Source organism: Klebsiella sp. CTHL.F3a (genome assembly GCF_019890895.1).
In the GTDB taxonomy this organism is placed as follows: Bacteria; Pseudomonadota; Gammaproteobacteria; order Enterobacterales; family Enterobacteriaceae; genus Klebsiella; species Klebsiella grimontii.
In genome coordinates, this window is the sequence record NZ_CP082360.1 from 2,515,721 (window position 1) to 2,530,328 (window position 14,608).

The following is a 14,608-nucleotide window of genomic DNA, read 5'->3' on the forward strand; positions in this document are numbered from 1 at the left end:
AGGACGCTATGCGCATCGACGACATTGACGCACTGCTGGCCACCGTGCAGTTTTCCTCGCTTAACCAGGCCGCAGAATATCTTGGTATTACCCAATCAGCGATTACCCGGCGTCTGCAGCGTCTGGAACAAACCCTCGACGTGACGCTGCTGGAGCGTCAGACCCGGCCGCTCACCCTGACCGCCGCCGGGCACCGGGTTTACGAGCAGTGTTTGAGCATCAAGCGGGAGACCAAAAAGCTGTACGGCCTGCTCGACCCCGAAGCGGAACCACACGGTATTCTGCGTCTCGGCGTGCCGCAGAGCGTGGCGGAAATTGCCCTGCAGCCGGCGCTGGCCGCGCTGCGCCAGCAGTTTCCCGCTCTCCAGCCGCAGGTGACCTGCGGCTGGAGCGGTCTGCTGCAAAAGCGCCTCGAGAGCGTCGAGCTGGACGGGGTGCTGGCGATGGGGCCTGAGCAGCAACGCTTTGCCGAAGGCTACAGCGGAAGGCTGCTGTGCCCGCTGGATATCGTGGTGATAGCGGCGAAAAGCTGGCGCCTGCACGCCGGAGCGCTGCGCGACTGCGCGGAAAAAGGCTGGGTGCTCAATCCCGACGGCTGCGGCCTGCGGGCGGGGCTGATCCGCGAGTTGCAGTCCCAGGGGCTGCGCTTAGCGCTGAATGTCGAGACCGCGGGTGCCCAGCTGCAAATCAGCCTCGTGGCGCAGGGGCTGGGGCTTGGCCTGGTGCCGCGCGCCGCGCTGGCCGCCAGCCCGTGGCGCGATGACGTCGCCGTGCTGACCCTCGCTGACTTCCAGCCCGCGGTGCATCTGTGGTTGGTTCACGCGCAGAATCTGGCTAATCTGAGCCAGCCGATGACTTTTTTCGCCGGCAAAGTCGTTCAGCAACTGAACGTATCTGACTGAAACCTAGATACAATTTTTATCAATGCTTATCTCGCATATTAAGATATGATAAAAATGCATTTTGTTCATTAAGAGCCCGTGTATAGGGTAATGAAAACGCGCCGCCGCAGCGGTCCACTCATTATCCTGCTACAAGGAGTTCTGCATGAGCATTCAGTTTCTCGGCATGATCGGCCACCGCCTGTCGTCGGAAACCATCGCCCCGGTCGGTCCGGTTTTTGACCGCGATTACATCGTGCGTTTCGCGCAAACCCACGAGGCTGCCGGGTTTGACCGCCTTCTGGTGGGGCACTGGTCCGATCAACCCGATGGCTTTCTGGTGACCGCGCTGGCGGGCCTGTCGACGCAAAAGATCGGCTTCCTGTTGGCCCATCGTCCCGGTTTTGTCTCGCCAACCCTCGCCGCGCGTAAGTTCGCTACCCTTGAACACCTGCTGGGCGGCCGTCTGGCGGTGCATATCATCAGCGGCGGCAATGACGCCGAGCAGCGCCGCGACGGCGATTACCTCGATCACGACCAGCGCTATGCGCGTACCGATGCCTTCCTTGAGACCGTCCGCAAGGTGTGGACCGCCGAACAGCCGGTGGATATCGCCAATGATTTTTATCAGGCTGAACAGGCGTGGTCGGCGATTCGCCCGCTGCAAAAGCCGCATATTCCCCTCTACTTCGGCGGCTCCTCGGAAGCGGCCATCGCCGTGGCCGGTAAACATGCCAACGTTTTCGCCCTGTGGGGAGAGTCGCTGGCGCAAACCGCGGAAACCATCCAGCGCGTGCGGGCCGAGGCGGCGAAACATCAGCGCGAAATCGACTTCAGCGTCTCGTTCCGGCCGATTATCGCCGCGACCGAAGCCGAGGCCTGGGAGAAAGCCGAGCATATCCTGCACGTCGCCACCGAGCGGGCGGCGCAGAGCGGAGGCGGTTTCAAAGCCAAGCCCGACAGCGTTGGGGCGCAGCGTCTGCGGGCGACGGCGGCGCAGGGCAAGGTGGTGGATAAACGCCTGTGGACCGGGATCGCGCAGCTGGTAGGCGGCGGCCACAACTCCACCGCGCTGGTGGGCACCCCGGAGCAGGTCGCCGACGCGCTGCTCGATTACTACGACCTCGGCGTGCGCAACTTCCTGATCCGCGGGTTTGATCCGCTCAACGATGCTCAGGAGTACGGTAAGGCCCTGCTGCCGATAACCCGCGAAAAAGCCGCCCTGCGCGCGGTGGCGGAGCGCGCATCGTGATCGATCAGGCCAATGATGGCTGGGCGCGGCGGTTAACGGAGGTGCGCCAGCTGATGGCGGAGCAGGCGGCCAGCCTTGACGCCAACGGCGAATTTCCCCGCGACAATATCGACCGTCTGCGCCAGCGCGGTTTTTTAAGCCTCGCCGTGCCGCAGCAGTACGGCGGGGCAGGTGCCGATCTTCCCAGGCTTCAGCAGGCGGTCGCCGCCATCGCCTGGGGCGAACCGGCGACCGCGCTCATTGTTTGCATGCAGTATCTGCATCATCTGCGGCTGGCGGAAAACGCTGGCTGGGCCGAGCCGCTGCGTCAGCGGGTTTTTCACGATGCCGTCGAGCGGGGCGGTCTGATCAACAGCCTGCGGGTGGAGCCGGAACTCGGCTCTCCAGCGCGCGGCGGCCTGCCGCAAACCGTGGCGACCCGCCGCGCAGGGGGCTGGCAAATTAACGGTCACAAAATTTATACCACCGGTGTTGAGGGACTAAGCTGGCTGGCCGTCTGGGGACGGAGCGACGACGCTCGGCCACTGGTCGGCACCTGGTTGGTTCCAGCCGACAGCGAGGGCGTCAGCGTGGTGAAAAGCTGGGATCACGCCGGAATGCGGGCAACCGGCAGCCACGAAGTGGTGCTCAACAATGTGCGGGTGGCCGATGAGTATGCGGTGGACGTGTGGGCGGCCGATGCGCCTCCCGCGCCGGACGCCGAGCAGTTTCGTCTGTTTGCCAATCGCCATACGGCGCTACTGGCGGCGATCTACGACAGCGTGGCGCGCGCGGCCCGCGACTGGCTGGTGACGTGGCTGGGTACGCGTATTCCGGGCAGCCTTGGGCAACCGCTTTCCAGCCTGTCGCGCGTGCAGGAAAAAGTCGGCCAGATTGACGGATGGCTGCTGGTCAACCGCAGCCTGCTGGAAAAGGCCGCGCAGCTGGGCTTTTCCGCCATTGAGGCGAATCTGGCGAAAGTGACGATTACCGACAACGCCATTCAGGCGGTAAACCTGGCGCTGGAGCTGACTGGCAACCATGGCCTGAGTCGGCAAAATCCTCTGGAACGCCACTATCGCAACGTCCTGTGCGGTCGGGTACATACCCCGCAGAACGACAGCGCGTGGCTGGCGGCAGGCAAATACGCTTTTCAAAAATAAGGATAATTCATATGCGCAAACTTCATTTTACCCGTTTAGCCGGGGCGCTGATGCTGCTGGCGCTGAGCGGCTATGCGGCGGCTCAGGAGCGAATCACCCTGCGAATCGCCGATCAAAAGGGCGGCATGCGCTCGCAGCTGGAGGCCGCCAACGCCCTGCAGGATCTCCCCTACGAGATTAAATGGGCCGAGTTTCCGGCCGCCGCGCCGCTGGCGGAAGCGCTTAACGCCGGGGCGGTGGATGCGGGGATTATCGGCGATGCGCCGCTGCTGTTCGCGCTGGCTAACGGCGCGCCGGTCAAAGCTATCGCCGTCGATAAAAGCAACCCTGCCGGCACCGCGGTGCTGGTCTCGCCCGGCAGCGCGTTGAAGAGCGCCGCGGATTTAAAAGGCAAACGCATCGCCACCGGTAAAGGGTCGATTGGCCACTTTGTGGCGCTGAAAGCGCTGGAGCAGGCGGGGATTTCGCCGAAAGAGGTGCAGTGGGTGTTTCTCGGCCCGGTGGACGCCAAAGTGGCGCTGCTCAACGGATCGGTTGACGCCTGGGCGACCTGGGAACCCTATACCACGCAGTTGGTGAAGACCGCGGAAGGAAAGATTCTGGTCAGTGGTAAAGGGCTGCTGCCGGGCAACACCTTCCTGGCGGCAACCGATGATGCCCTGAAAGACCCGCAAAAACGCGCGGCCCTGCAGGATTACCTTACCCGCCTGGCCGGCGCCGAGCGCTGGGCCTACGCCAACCTTGATAGCTACGGTAAAACGCTGGGGGAGATTATTCGTTTCCCGGCGGATATCGCCCGCGCGCAGTTTGCCAATCGCCAGTCGCAGTGGCAGCCTCTGGACGCACAGACGGTCGCTCAGCAGCAGTCGACGGCGAATTTTTACCTCGCCAACGGACTGATCCGCGCAAAGCTGGACGTGACGCCGACGTTTGATAACGGCTTTAGCGTGCCCGCCGCCCAGGCCCATGCGGAGGTGACGCCATGATGAAAGCCGCTTTTTCCCGCCGTCGTTTCTTACGCTTGACCGGCGGGCTAGCGCTCGCCGGGGCATCCCTGCCGCTTTGGGCTCACGATATGGCGGCCATGGCGAGCGGGGAAGAACATCCGGCGCTGCGCCTGGCGCAGCCGTATAAAATCAAGCTGGCGATTAACAAAAGCGCGGTGTGCCTGGCGCCGGTTGCCGTCGCCGAGCAGCAGAAGATCTTCAGTAAATACAATCTCGACGTGGAGTTCGTTAACTTCGGCAACTCGACGGACGTGTTGCTGGAGGCGATTGCCACCGGCAAGGCCGACGCCGGCGTCGGGATGGCGCTGCGCTGGCTGAAGGCGCTGGAGCAGGGCTTCGACGTGAAGCTCACCGCCGGAACCCACGGCGGCTGCCTGAACCTGCTGACGGCGAAAAACTCGCCGTTCGGCGGCCTGGAGAGCCTGAAAGGGCAAACCATCGGCGTCACCGATATGGCCGGGCCGGATAAAAACTTCTTCGCCATCTTGCTCAAGCGCCACGGCATCGACCCGATAAGCGATGTACAGTGGAAAGTCTATCCGGCGGATCTGCTCAGCGTGGCGCTGGATAAACGCGAAATAGCAGCCATCAGCGGCAGCGAGCCCTTTAGCTATCGCCTGCTGGCAACCGGCAAGTATCAGCTTATCGCCAGCAATATGACCGGCGATTACGCCAACCTGAGCTGCTGCGTACTGGGCGTCAGCGGTAGCCTGGCCCGCGATCATAAACCCGCCGCCGCCGCGCTCACTCAGGCGATTCTTGAGGCGCACAGCTATGCCGCCGCGCACCCGGAAAGCGTGGCGCAATCCTTCCTCGCCCATGCGCTGAATACCAATGAGGCGGAGGTCAGCGGCATTCTCCACGGCCAGGGGCACGGCCATCACGCGGTGGGCGAGGCGTTTGTCAAAGAGCTGACCCAGTACGCCGTAGATCTTCAGCGGGTGCAGGTCATTAAGCCGGGCACCGATCCCCATCAGTTTGCGGAGAGCATTTATGTCAACGTTTTCGCCTGAACGGGCGCTGGCGCGTGCGACAAGCGGCAGACCGCTGTGGACGGAAGGCCTGCTTGCCGCCGCGCTCTGGCTGCTGGGCGGCCTGTTTACCCTGGCCTGGCCCGATGCCGGGCGGCGCTGGCCGTTTAGCGAAGGGTGGGCGCTGGCGCAGTTCACTCTCGGCGGCGGGCTCTTGCTGCTGGCGCTGAGCTACCGCTACTGGCGGCAGCGCGGGGCTCGCCTGCAGCATGCTGGAAAGTGGCTGGCGCTGCTGCCGGTACTCTTTGCGCTGTGGGAGGGGCTGACGGCAAAGACGGCCTTTCTGCCGGTGCCGTTTTTCGCGCCGCCGCAAGCGCTGATTGAGGTACTGTACGATGACTGGCCGCGCCTGCTCGATAGCCTGCTGCATTCGCTGGGACTGCTTGGGCTCGGGGTGCTACTGGGTACCAGCTGCGGCTTTATCAGCGGGCTGGCGATCGGCTGGTCCCAGCGGATCGGCTATTGGGTGCATCCGGTGTTGCGTCTGCTGGGGCCGGTGCCGTCCACCGCGCTGCTGCCCCTGTGCCTGTTTATTTTCCCTTCCAGCTTCGGCGCCAGCGTATTCCTGATTGCGCTCAGCACCTGGTTCCCGGTGACCGTGCTGACCTGGTCCGGAGTGATCGGCATCGATAAGGCATGGTATGACGTCGCGCGGACCCTGGGCGCCAGCCAGCGCTTCCTGATCCTGCGCGTGGCGATCCCCGCCGCGCTGCCGAACGTCTTTGTCGGCCTGTTTATGGGGCTTGGCGCATCGTTTTCGGTGCTGATCGTCGCCGAAATGGTCGGGGTGAAATCGGGTATTGGCTTTTATCTGCAGTGGGCGCAGGGTTGGGCTGCCTATCCCAATATGTACGCGGCGCTGCTGGTGATGGCGCTGCTCTGCTCCGGCCTGATTAGCGGACTGTTTATGGTGCGCGACCGGCTGCTAAGCTGGCAGCGGGGAGGCATGCAATGGTAACCGTGAACGCAATACCTCAGGCGGCATCGGCCGGCGCGGCGGTGTCGATAAGCCATCTGCATCACGCTTTTAGCCTTGGTAAACAGACGGTGCCGGTGCTGGAGAACATCAGTCTGCAGCTGCGGCCCGGAGAGAGCGTCGCGCTGCTCGGCCCCTCGGGATGCGGTAAATCCACTCTGCTGCGGCTGCTGGCGGGACTGGAGCCGCAGCAGGCCGGGCAAATTCAGATTGATGAGGCGGCGATGGGCGGACCGGGGCCCGAACGGATACTGGTGTTTCAGGATCCGACCCTTTATCCGTGGCTGACGGTGCGGCAAAACGTGCTGCTGGGGCCGCAGGCGCAGGGGAAAAAGGGGCTTGAGCCAAAGGCCGATGCGCTGATTGCGCGAATGGGGCTGCAGGCGTTTAGCGAAGCGTGGCCGCGCCAGCTCTCCGGCGGCATGGCGCAGCGTGCGGCGCTGGCGCGCGCGCTGCTGAACGAACCGCGCCTGCTGCTGCTTGATGAGCCGCTGGGCAAGCTGGATTCGCTTACCCGCATCAGTATGCAGCGGGAGCTGATCGCTCTATGGCAGCAGCAGGGCTATACCAGCCTGCTGGTCACCCACGATATTGAAGAGGCGCTGCTGCTCTGCGATCGGGTGTTAATCATGTCACCGCGACCGGGACGGATTATCGCCGAGTTTGCGCTTCCGCTGGCGTATCCCCGCCATCGCGACAATCCGCTGCTGCTACAGCATCGGCAGGATATTTTGCGCATTCTTGGCCAGGGTGAGGACTGGTAAGGCAAGGCGTTATCCGGGGCGTGCTGATTCTGACCGTTTGGCGGGGATTCCCGGGGGCGGCGCTAGGGCCGCGCCTTGCCCGGGCTACAGTGTGCTAGCCCGGATAAGGCGCCGCGATCCGGGACAGGGATAAGGCTTAAAAATCCATCTTCACCGTAAACTGCACTTCCCGCGGGTCGCCGATCTGGTTACCGAGGTTGTTGGTGCCGATGGAGGAGGTGTAGTAGGTCTTATCAAACAGATTTTTCACGTTAACCTGTAGCGTCACCGGATATTGCAGCTTCATCTTATAGGCCGCAAACACATCCGCCACCGCATAGCCCTGCAGATAATAATCTGCGCCGTTGGTACCGGAACGTTTGCTTACCGCGCGACCGCCGCCGCCCACCGTCAGGGTATTGCTGTCGTAGACGTTGTGAATGTCGTAGCTCAGGAACAGCGAACCGGTGTGTTTCGGCACGTTCGGCAGCGGTTTGCCTTTGTAATCCGGATCGTCGGTGACTTTCGCATCGGTATAGCCGTAGCTGGCGATAACGCTCAGGTTATCGGTTAGCGACCCGGCCACGTCCACTTCGACGCCGCGGGAGCGTACCTTACCGGCGGTTTTTGCCACCGTCTCATCGCCCACGGATTCCGTGTAGAGGACGTTGCGCTTATCAATATCAAACAGCGCGATATTGGCGGTGATGCCATTGAACAGATCGAACTTCGCGCCCAGCTCGTACGCCGTGGACTCTTCCGGCGGCAGATTGCCAATATAGCTGGCGATGGAGGACTGCGGCATAAACGACTGCGCCACGTTACCAAACAGGGAGATGGACGGTGTCAGCTTATACACCAGGCCCGCTTTCGGCGTCCATTTCTGGTCGCTGCTGTCGGTATTGACGTTAAACGGGCGACCTTTCCCGGCGTACTGGGTGTAATACTGATAGCGCACTCCGGCAACGGCGATCCACTTATCGCTAAGATAGAGCGCGTCCTGGACGTAACCTGCATAACTCTCCTGCTGAATACGCTGATCGCTATCGGATGCCGAAACGCTGGAGCATTTGTCGAGCGTACCGTAGACCGGGTTGTAGATATTAAATCCCTTGACGTTCTTACAGCGGATCATATCGGTGCGCAGCAGATCGTAATTCTCATAGGCCAGGCCGGTGAGGATCTCGTTATAGAAGCCGCCAATGACCACGTTACCCTGTAAATCCGCCCGCGTAGCGTGCATCTTCTGGGTTGAACCATGGGTGGCGTCGACGCGGCGGGTCAGGTTGCCGGTCGCCGAGTCGTAGGCCATGACCCGGGCCTGATCGTCGTTGTAATGATCCTGGCTGTAGCTGTAGTCGAAGCGGGCGGTCCAGGCGTCGCTGAGACGGTATTCGGCATTCAGCTGCGCGAGATCGGAATAACCGTCGGTAATATTAAACGGTTCATCAAAACGCGTTTTGCGATCGACGTTCACCGCATGGCCGGTGTTCAGATCGAAGATGGTGCCACGATCGAATGGGGTACTGTAGTTACGGTGAGAATATGAGACGTTCACCGTTGCGCGCTCGCCGAACCAGGTCAGGGAGGGGCTGATAAAGATGCTCTTCTGTTTGCCGTAATTACGCCAGTAATCTTCATGCTGATATTCGCCAATCACCCGATACGCCAGCGGCGTCCCGTCGATGGGGCCGGTGACGTCGAACTGGCCGGTACCGCCGCCAAAGCTGGTGGAGGTGGCGGAGACGGATCCGCCGAAGCTACGCTCCGGGCGTTTGGTGACGACGTTGATCAATCCGCCAGGGTCGAGAATACCGTACAGCGTCGAGGCCGGGCCTTTGAGCACTTCGACGCGTTCGGTGGCGGCGGTGAAGCTGCGCGGCAGCACGGTGCGCAGGCCGTTGGTCATGATCGAGCCGTCGCGGTTGGCGCCGAAGCCGCGGCGGGTGAAGGCGTCCTGAGTCCCGCCGAGGGTATTGGTTTGTACCACGTTGGCGACGTTATACAGCGCTTCGTCGAGGTTGGTCGCATGCTGATCCTCGAGCACCTGCTCGCTGACGGTATTGACCACCTGCGGAATATCCAGCATCGGCATGGTAGTCAGCGTGGCGGTCGAGGTATTAACCGGCTGGTATCCCTGGGTAGCGCGTTGCTGGGTGCCTTCAGCCACGACCGTTATGGTCTCGTCAGCGGTTTTTTTTGTTTTATCGGCGCTATTTTCCGCGGCCACTAATCCCGGTGAGGTGAAAAAAATCAGTGAAAAAAGCGCACGCCCTTTTAATGCCGAAAAAGGGCCATTTAATGGAATCATTTTTGTGTCTCGTGAACGAACCTCGCCTTTGCGGAGAGGTAAAGCCAATAAAATCATTGCCCTGAAAAAGAAAGCTATCTGTTATTAACGCCAGAAGGCGCGCAGATATGTAATTGAGAATCATTCAATCACGAAGGAATGTAGTAGTAAACGTTATGTAAGATAAAAAAGCGCCGACGCAAATAATCACTCACTCAGCGCTGAATAAGCAGAGCGGATATAAAATAATTCGTTGTTTTTATTGTTGATTAATCCATGTGCTGCAGGTGCGGTTGTTGGTAGTAGACCGCCATTGCCGATGCGGTCGCGGGGTATTGACTACTACATTCATCCGCCGCATGATCAAAAGAGAATGAGATGTATTTTTGTTTGAGTGCGGAACGAGCGGGCCTGGCGCCACGCCGTTGCGGCGCGGGAGCGAGTTATGCCACAGCGGGTGTTGCCTGCAGAGCAGGGAATCGTCCTCGATTCCCTGTCGGCCGGATATGGCCAGACGCTAATTGTCGATAATATTCATCTGACCATCCCCCACGGGAAAATGACGGTACTGGCCGGCGCTAACGGCTCGGGGAAATCGACGCTGCTGTCGACCATCGCCCGGATGCTCAAGCCGCTGGGCGGCTGCGTACGTCTGGACGGCGAGGTGATTCATCAGCTGCCGACCCGTGAGGTGTCCCGTAGGCTGGGCATTCTGCCGCAATCGCCGCTCACGCCGGAAGGGCTGACGGTGTTTGAACTGGTTTCCCGCGGGCGCTATCCCTGGCAGGGTCTGATGCGTCAATGGTCCGAGGCCGATGAATGGGCGGTAGAAGAGGCGCTGCGGCTCACCGGTACCGCCGAGTTTGCCCATTTAGCTGTTGATAGCCTCTCCGGCGGCCAGCGTCAGCGCTGCTGGATCGCGATGGCGCTCGCCCAGCAAACGGCGACGATTCTGCTGGATGAGCCCACCACCTGGCTTGACCTGCGCTATCAGGTCGACATTCTCGAACTACTGCAAACCTTAACCCGCGATCATGGCCGCACGGTGGTCACCGTCCTGCATGACCTGAACTTCGCGGTGAACTACGCCGACCTGCTGGTGTTTCTTAAAAAAGGGCAGATCGCCGGGGTGATTAATGAACAGGAAATCTGTACGCCGGAGCTGATCAAAATGGTCTTTGACGTGGACGTGCAGATGTCGCTCAATCCGCAGACCGGTAAGCCCTTTTTTATGCCGTTCCGCGCCCGTGAAGAGAAGGCGTTATGAGCGCCTCCGCGTTGTTCCTGCAGCGCCGGCAATCCCGGCCCCGGCTGGCGCTGGCGCTGCTGAGCCTGCTGCTGCTGGGCGGCTCGCTGGTGCATCTCGGGCTCGGCGCGCGCTGGATTGCGCCGCAAACGGTGCTGCAGGCGCTGCTCCATTACGATCCGCGCAACTTTGACCACCGCATCATCGTTGATTTACGTCTGGTACGTCTGGCGGCGGCGCTGCTTACCGGCGCGGCGCTCGGCGTGGCGGGGCTGCTGCTGCAAACCGTGATCCGCAACCCGCTAGGCGAGCCGCATATTCTCGGCCTTAACGCCGGCGCTTCGCTGGCGGTAGTGGCGACGTCGGCGCTGGGAGTCAGCCTCGGCGGCGTGGCGTTAACCAGGCCGCTCACCGCCGCCTGCGGCGCGGCGCTGCTGTTTGGCGGCGTGATGCTGCTGTCGTCGTCCGGGCGCGGCGGCGTTACGCCGCTGCGCATTACCCTGTGCGGGGTGGCGCTGTCGGCCTTTGCCTCGGCGGTCACCGCGGCGATTCTGATCCTCGATGAACAAACGCTGCTGGCGATGCGTACCTGGCTGGCGGGCGATCTTGCCGGGCTGAACTGGCAAACGCTGCGCGCTGCGCTGCTCCCGGCGCTGGCGGGAGTGACGATCGCGCTGGCCATCGCGCCGCGTCTGAACGTGCTGGCGCTGGGCGATAAGGTCGCGCTGGGGCTGGGGGTAAAGATTGTTCAGACCCGCCTGCTGGGGCTGGCCGCCATTGCGCTATTGTGCGGCTCGGCGGTGGCGGTGGCCGGACCGATCGGCTTTGTCGGTCTGGTGGTTCCGCACGTGGTGCGTCGGTTGATTAGCGAAGATATTCGCCTGGCGCTGCCGCTGGCCGCCCCGGTTGGCGCCCTGGTGCTGCTGCTGGCGGATATCGCCGCTCGTACGTTGGTCGCACCTCAGGAGCTGGCAACCGGCGCGATGACCGCGCTGGTGGGGGCGCCGGTATTTATTTTTATCGCCGCGAGGTTTTTTAAATGAAAAGCGCCGCCCGTCGCGCCGGTTTTCGGCCGCTTGTCTGCGGCGGCTGGTATCTTTTGCTGCGGCCAGCGGCGTTAAAAATCGCTGCCGGCATGCTGCTCGTTATCCTGCTGCTGGCGCTGTTTGGCCTGACCCGCGGCAGCTTCCCGATGCCTTCCGGTACCCTGTTTCGCGCACTGTTGGGTGCGGAAATCGTGGGCGAACAGCAGCGTTTTATCCTGTTTGATATTCGCCTGCCGAGGCTGTTTATGGCGCTGCTGTGCGGGGCGATGCTCGGCCTGGCCGGCGCGGCGATGCAGAGCATTACCCGCAACGGTCTGGCGGATCCCGGGCTTATCGGGGTGAAGGAGGGGGCCAGCATTGTGGTTCTGGCGCTGGTGCTGTTCTTTCCGGCGGTGGGCCTGGTCTGGCGGCCGCTGGCGGGGATGCTCGGCGGCGTGCTGGTGGCGCTGCTGGTTCTGGCGCTGGCCCGCGACTGTTCGCGCCCGCGCTTTATTCTCATCGGCATCGGCGTCTCCTGGACGCTGGCGGCGGCGGTCGGCATTTTTATGACTACCGCCGACGTGCGCGATGTACAGACGGCGATGATCTGGCTGGCGGGCAGCCTGCATGCGGCGACCTGGCCGCTGTTGGCCGTCGCTTTTTGCTGGGCGCTGCCCGGGGCGCTGATCCTTTTTTTGACCGCCAGGGCCGCCGATGCGGCGCTGCTCGGCGACCGCGCGGCCGTCGGACTCGGGGTACGCCTGCAGCAGCTCACCCTGCTGCGTTTCTTCGCGCCGGTGCTGCTGACCTCCGCCAGCGTCTCCTGCGTCGGGAGTCTCGGCTTCGTTGGCCTGATGGCGCCGCATATGGCGCGCTTTCTACTGCGCGGCGGCCAGGTGGCGCTGCTCTGCGGCAGCGCGCTGATCGGCGCGCTGCTGGTGCTAGCCACCGATACCATTGGCCGACTGGCGTTCGCGCCGCTGCAGATACCGGCAGGGATCGTGATTGCTCTGGTCGGCTGTCCGTTTTTTATCGTTCTGCTCTGGCGTCGCCGTGATGCCCTGTAAATCAAAAAGGATCGCTATGCGTTGGTTCGTTTCTCTGCTGGTGCTGTTGGCGGGCGTCGCCTCGGCCGCCGATACGCAAACCTTCACCGACGACTTAGGTCGCACGGTGACCGTTCCGCTGCACCCGCAGCGCATTGTGTCGATGCACGATCTGGATATCACCATTCCCCTGATTGAGCTTGGCGTCCCGCCGGTGGCCAGCCACGGGCGGACTCGTCCGGACGGCAGCCACTTTTTACGCGCCAGCGCGCAGCTGACCGGGATTGATTTCGATAACAGCGCGATTCAGTTTATCGGCACGGCGGATATCGACCTCGAAGCGGTGGCCGCCGCGAAACCGGACCTGATTATCACCGAACCGAGCCGCCACGTCTCGGTGGAGCAGCTGGAGAAGATTGCGCCAACGGTCAGCATCGATCATCTGCAGGGCAGCGCGCCGCGCATCTACCGTAAGCTGGCGCAGCTCACCGGTACCCAGCCGCGGCTCTTAATCCTCGAACGCCGCTATCAGGCGCAGATAGCCCAGCTAAAGGCGATGGTGGATACGCAAAACATTGTTGTCTCGGTGATTCAGGCCAACAACGGCAAGGTGACCGTGCATCACTCCTATCATGCGCTGGGCCGCGTGCTGCGCGATGCCGGATTCCGCTTCCCGCCGCTGATTGACAACATCCCTGAGGGCCAGCGCATTGACGTCAGCGCCGAGCAGCTACCGGAGCTGGATGCCGATTTTGTGTTTGCCACCTGGCGCTCCGATACCGGCGGTAAGCCGCAGGATGAGCTGCGGGCGATGGAGGGCGTGATGCCGGGCTGGTGCGACTTTATGCGCGCCTGTCGCACCGGGCGCTATATACTGCTGCCGCGTGAGGAGGTTATCTCTAACTCCTACGCCGCGCTGTCGCTGATGGTCGCCCAGGTGCAATCGCACATTGCCGGTCGTCCCTTACCCGAGGGGCTGAAATGAAAACGGCGGTCAAAAGAGAGAAGGGGCGGGTTGACCTGTTCGGCGAACGTTTTCGCGCCCGCGCGCATCAGCTGTCGCCGCGTCTGCTGGCGGTAGCGAGCTATATCAACGATAACCGGGAAGCGGTACTGGAGCGCACGGCCATGGAAATCGCGAGCGCGACCAACACCTCGGACGCCACGGTGGTGCGCGCCATCCAGGCGCTCGGCTTCGCCGGCCTGCGGGAACTGAAGCAGACCATGGAACGCTGGTTTGGCCCGTCGGCGACCTCGTCGGAAAAGATGATTTCAACGGTGAGCGCGCTCTCCAGCGATGTCCATTCGAGCATTGATTTTGTCCTTGAGGGGCATCAGCGGGCCTGCGAAGTGCTGTCGCGACCTGACAACCGCGCGGCGGTAGCTCAGGCGGTGGCGCTGCTGACCGGCGCGCGCCAGGTGGGCATTTTCGGGATCGGCGCCTCGGGCATACTGGCGGAATATACCGCCCGGCTGTTGAGCCGCATCGGCCTGCCTTCGTACGTGATGAACCGCACCGGCTTCAGCCTCGCCGAGCAACTGATCGGCCTGCAGCGCGGCGACGTGCTGATTATGATGGGGCAGAAGTCGCCGCACCGGGAGGGGATGACGACCCTGCGCGAAGCTCGCCGTCTGGGGATCCCGACGATTTTACTCACCCAGGCGCTGGACTCCCGCTTTAGCCAGCAGGCGCAGGTGGTGATTGAGGTGCCGCGCGGCGGCGATAACGGACGGGTGCCGCTGCACGGGACGGTGCTGGTATGTCTGGAGATGATCGTGCTGTCGGTGGCCTCCACCGCGCCGCAGAAGACGGTGAAATCGATGAAGCGGATCAATGAATTGCATCGGGCCATCGGGAAATCCGGCGGTAAACGAAGCTAAACGGCAGATAATTTACCGTCGGGAAGGTTTCCGGTTGCATGCCATGCTGACAGTGTGTATTTTTATGCAAAATTAATGCATAAAACGG

General features: G+C 62.1%; 11 protein-coding genes and 2 pseudogenes. 12 read left to right on the forward strand and 1 reads right to left on the reverse strand.

Features of this window, described 5'->3' with window-relative positions; translation table 11 throughout:
• Positions 1 to 8: 8 nt before the first annotated feature.
• The 7 genes and pseudogenes from K7H21_RS11825 to K7H21_RS11855 all read left to right on the forward strand — a co-directional run bounded on the left by K7H21_RS11825 (position 9) and on the right by K7H21_RS11855 (position 7,053).
• A complete protein-coding gene (locus K7H21_RS11825) occupies positions 9 to 902 on the forward strand; it encodes a LysR family transcriptional regulator (RefSeq protein ID WP_087828254.1) in 894 nt (297 codons plus the stop codon).
• A gap of 145 nt (positions 903 to 1,047) precedes the next feature.
• Positions 1,048 to 2,149 (forward strand): annotated as a pseudogene (locus K7H21_RS11830) (LLM class flavin-dependent oxidoreductase).
• A 37-nt stretch (positions 2,150 to 2,186) separates the two neighbouring features.
• On the forward strand, positions 2,187 to 3,275 hold the full coding sequence (locus K7H21_RS11835) for an acyl-CoA dehydrogenase family protein (RefSeq protein ID WP_049123127.1): 1,089 nt from the start codon (positions 2,187 to 2,189) through the stop codon (positions 3,273 to 3,275).
• An 11-nt stretch (positions 3,276 to 3,286) separates the two neighbouring features.
• On the forward strand, positions 3,287 to 4,261 hold the full coding sequence (locus K7H21_RS11840; protein WP_004119234.1) for an ABC transporter substrate-binding protein: 975 nt from the start codon (positions 3,287 to 3,289) through the stop codon (positions 4,259 to 4,261).
• A complete protein-coding gene (locus K7H21_RS11845; protein ID WP_004119236.1) occupies positions 4,258 to 5,295 on the forward strand; it encodes an ABC transporter substrate-binding protein in 1,038 nt (345 codons plus the stop codon). Before K7H21_RS11840 ends, K7H21_RS11845 begins: the two co-directional genes overlap by 4 nt.
• Positions 5,276 to 6,271: an ABC transporter permease gene (locus K7H21_RS11850; protein WP_049115191.1), complete on the forward strand. Its 996-nt coding sequence runs from the start codon at positions 5,276 to 5,278 to the stop codon at positions 6,269 to 6,271. Before K7H21_RS11845 ends, K7H21_RS11850 begins: the two co-directional genes overlap by 20 nt.
• Positions 6,265 to 7,053 (forward strand): ABC transporter ATP-binding protein, encoded by a 789-nt coding sequence (locus K7H21_RS11855; protein WP_004119243.1) that lies wholly within the window; start codon positions 6,265 to 6,267, stop codon positions 7,051 to 7,053. The genes K7H21_RS11850 and K7H21_RS11855 overlap by 7 nt, the downstream gene beginning before the upstream one ends.
• Before the next feature lie 136 nt (positions 7,054 to 7,189).
• Here K7H21_RS11855 and K7H21_RS11860 read toward each other — a convergent pair whose 3' ends face one another.
• A complete protein-coding gene (locus tag K7H21_RS11860) occupies positions 7,190 to 9,262 on the reverse strand; it encodes a TonB-dependent siderophore receptor (RefSeq protein WP_223035888.1) in 2,073 nt (690 codons plus the stop codon).
• A gap of 505 nt (positions 9,263 to 9,767) precedes the next feature.
• Between K7H21_RS11860 and K7H21_RS11865 the strand changes: the two genes are divergently transcribed.
• The 5 genes and pseudogenes from K7H21_RS11865 (at position 9,768) to K7H21_RS11885 (ending at position 14,520) form a co-directional block, all read left to right on the forward strand.
• Entirely contained in the window at positions 9,768 to 10,589 is an 822-nt protein-coding gene (locus tag K7H21_RS11865) for an ABC transporter ATP-binding protein (protein ID WP_223035797.1), read from the forward strand.
• The gene (locus tag K7H21_RS11870) at positions 10,586 to 11,611 is read left to right on the forward strand and encodes a FecCD family ABC transporter permease (RefSeq protein ID WP_123829227.1); all 1,026 of its coding nucleotides are present in this window, start codon (positions 10,586 to 10,588) and stop codon (positions 11,609 to 11,611) included. Before K7H21_RS11865 ends, K7H21_RS11870 begins: the two co-directional genes overlap by 4 nt.
• Complete coding sequence (locus tag K7H21_RS11875; protein ID WP_112164807.1) at positions 11,608 to 12,660, forward strand: FecCD family ABC transporter permease; 1,053 nt, start codon at positions 11,608 to 11,610, stop codon at positions 12,658 to 12,660. Before K7H21_RS11870 ends, K7H21_RS11875 begins: the two co-directional genes overlap by 4 nt.
• Positions 12,651 to 13,624: pseudogene (locus K7H21_RS11880) on the forward strand (ABC transporter substrate-binding protein); the annotation flags it as partial. The gene K7H21_RS11875 and the pseudogene K7H21_RS11880, both read left to right, overlap by 10 nt.
• Positions 13,621 to 14,520, forward strand: coding sequence for a MurR/RpiR family transcriptional regulator (locus K7H21_RS11885; protein ID WP_004119261.1), 900 nt, complete (start codon positions 13,621 to 13,623; stop codon positions 14,518 to 14,520). The pseudogene K7H21_RS11880 and the gene K7H21_RS11885, both read left to right, overlap by 4 nt.
• The last annotated feature ends 88 nt before the right edge of the window (positions 14,521 to 14,608 follow it).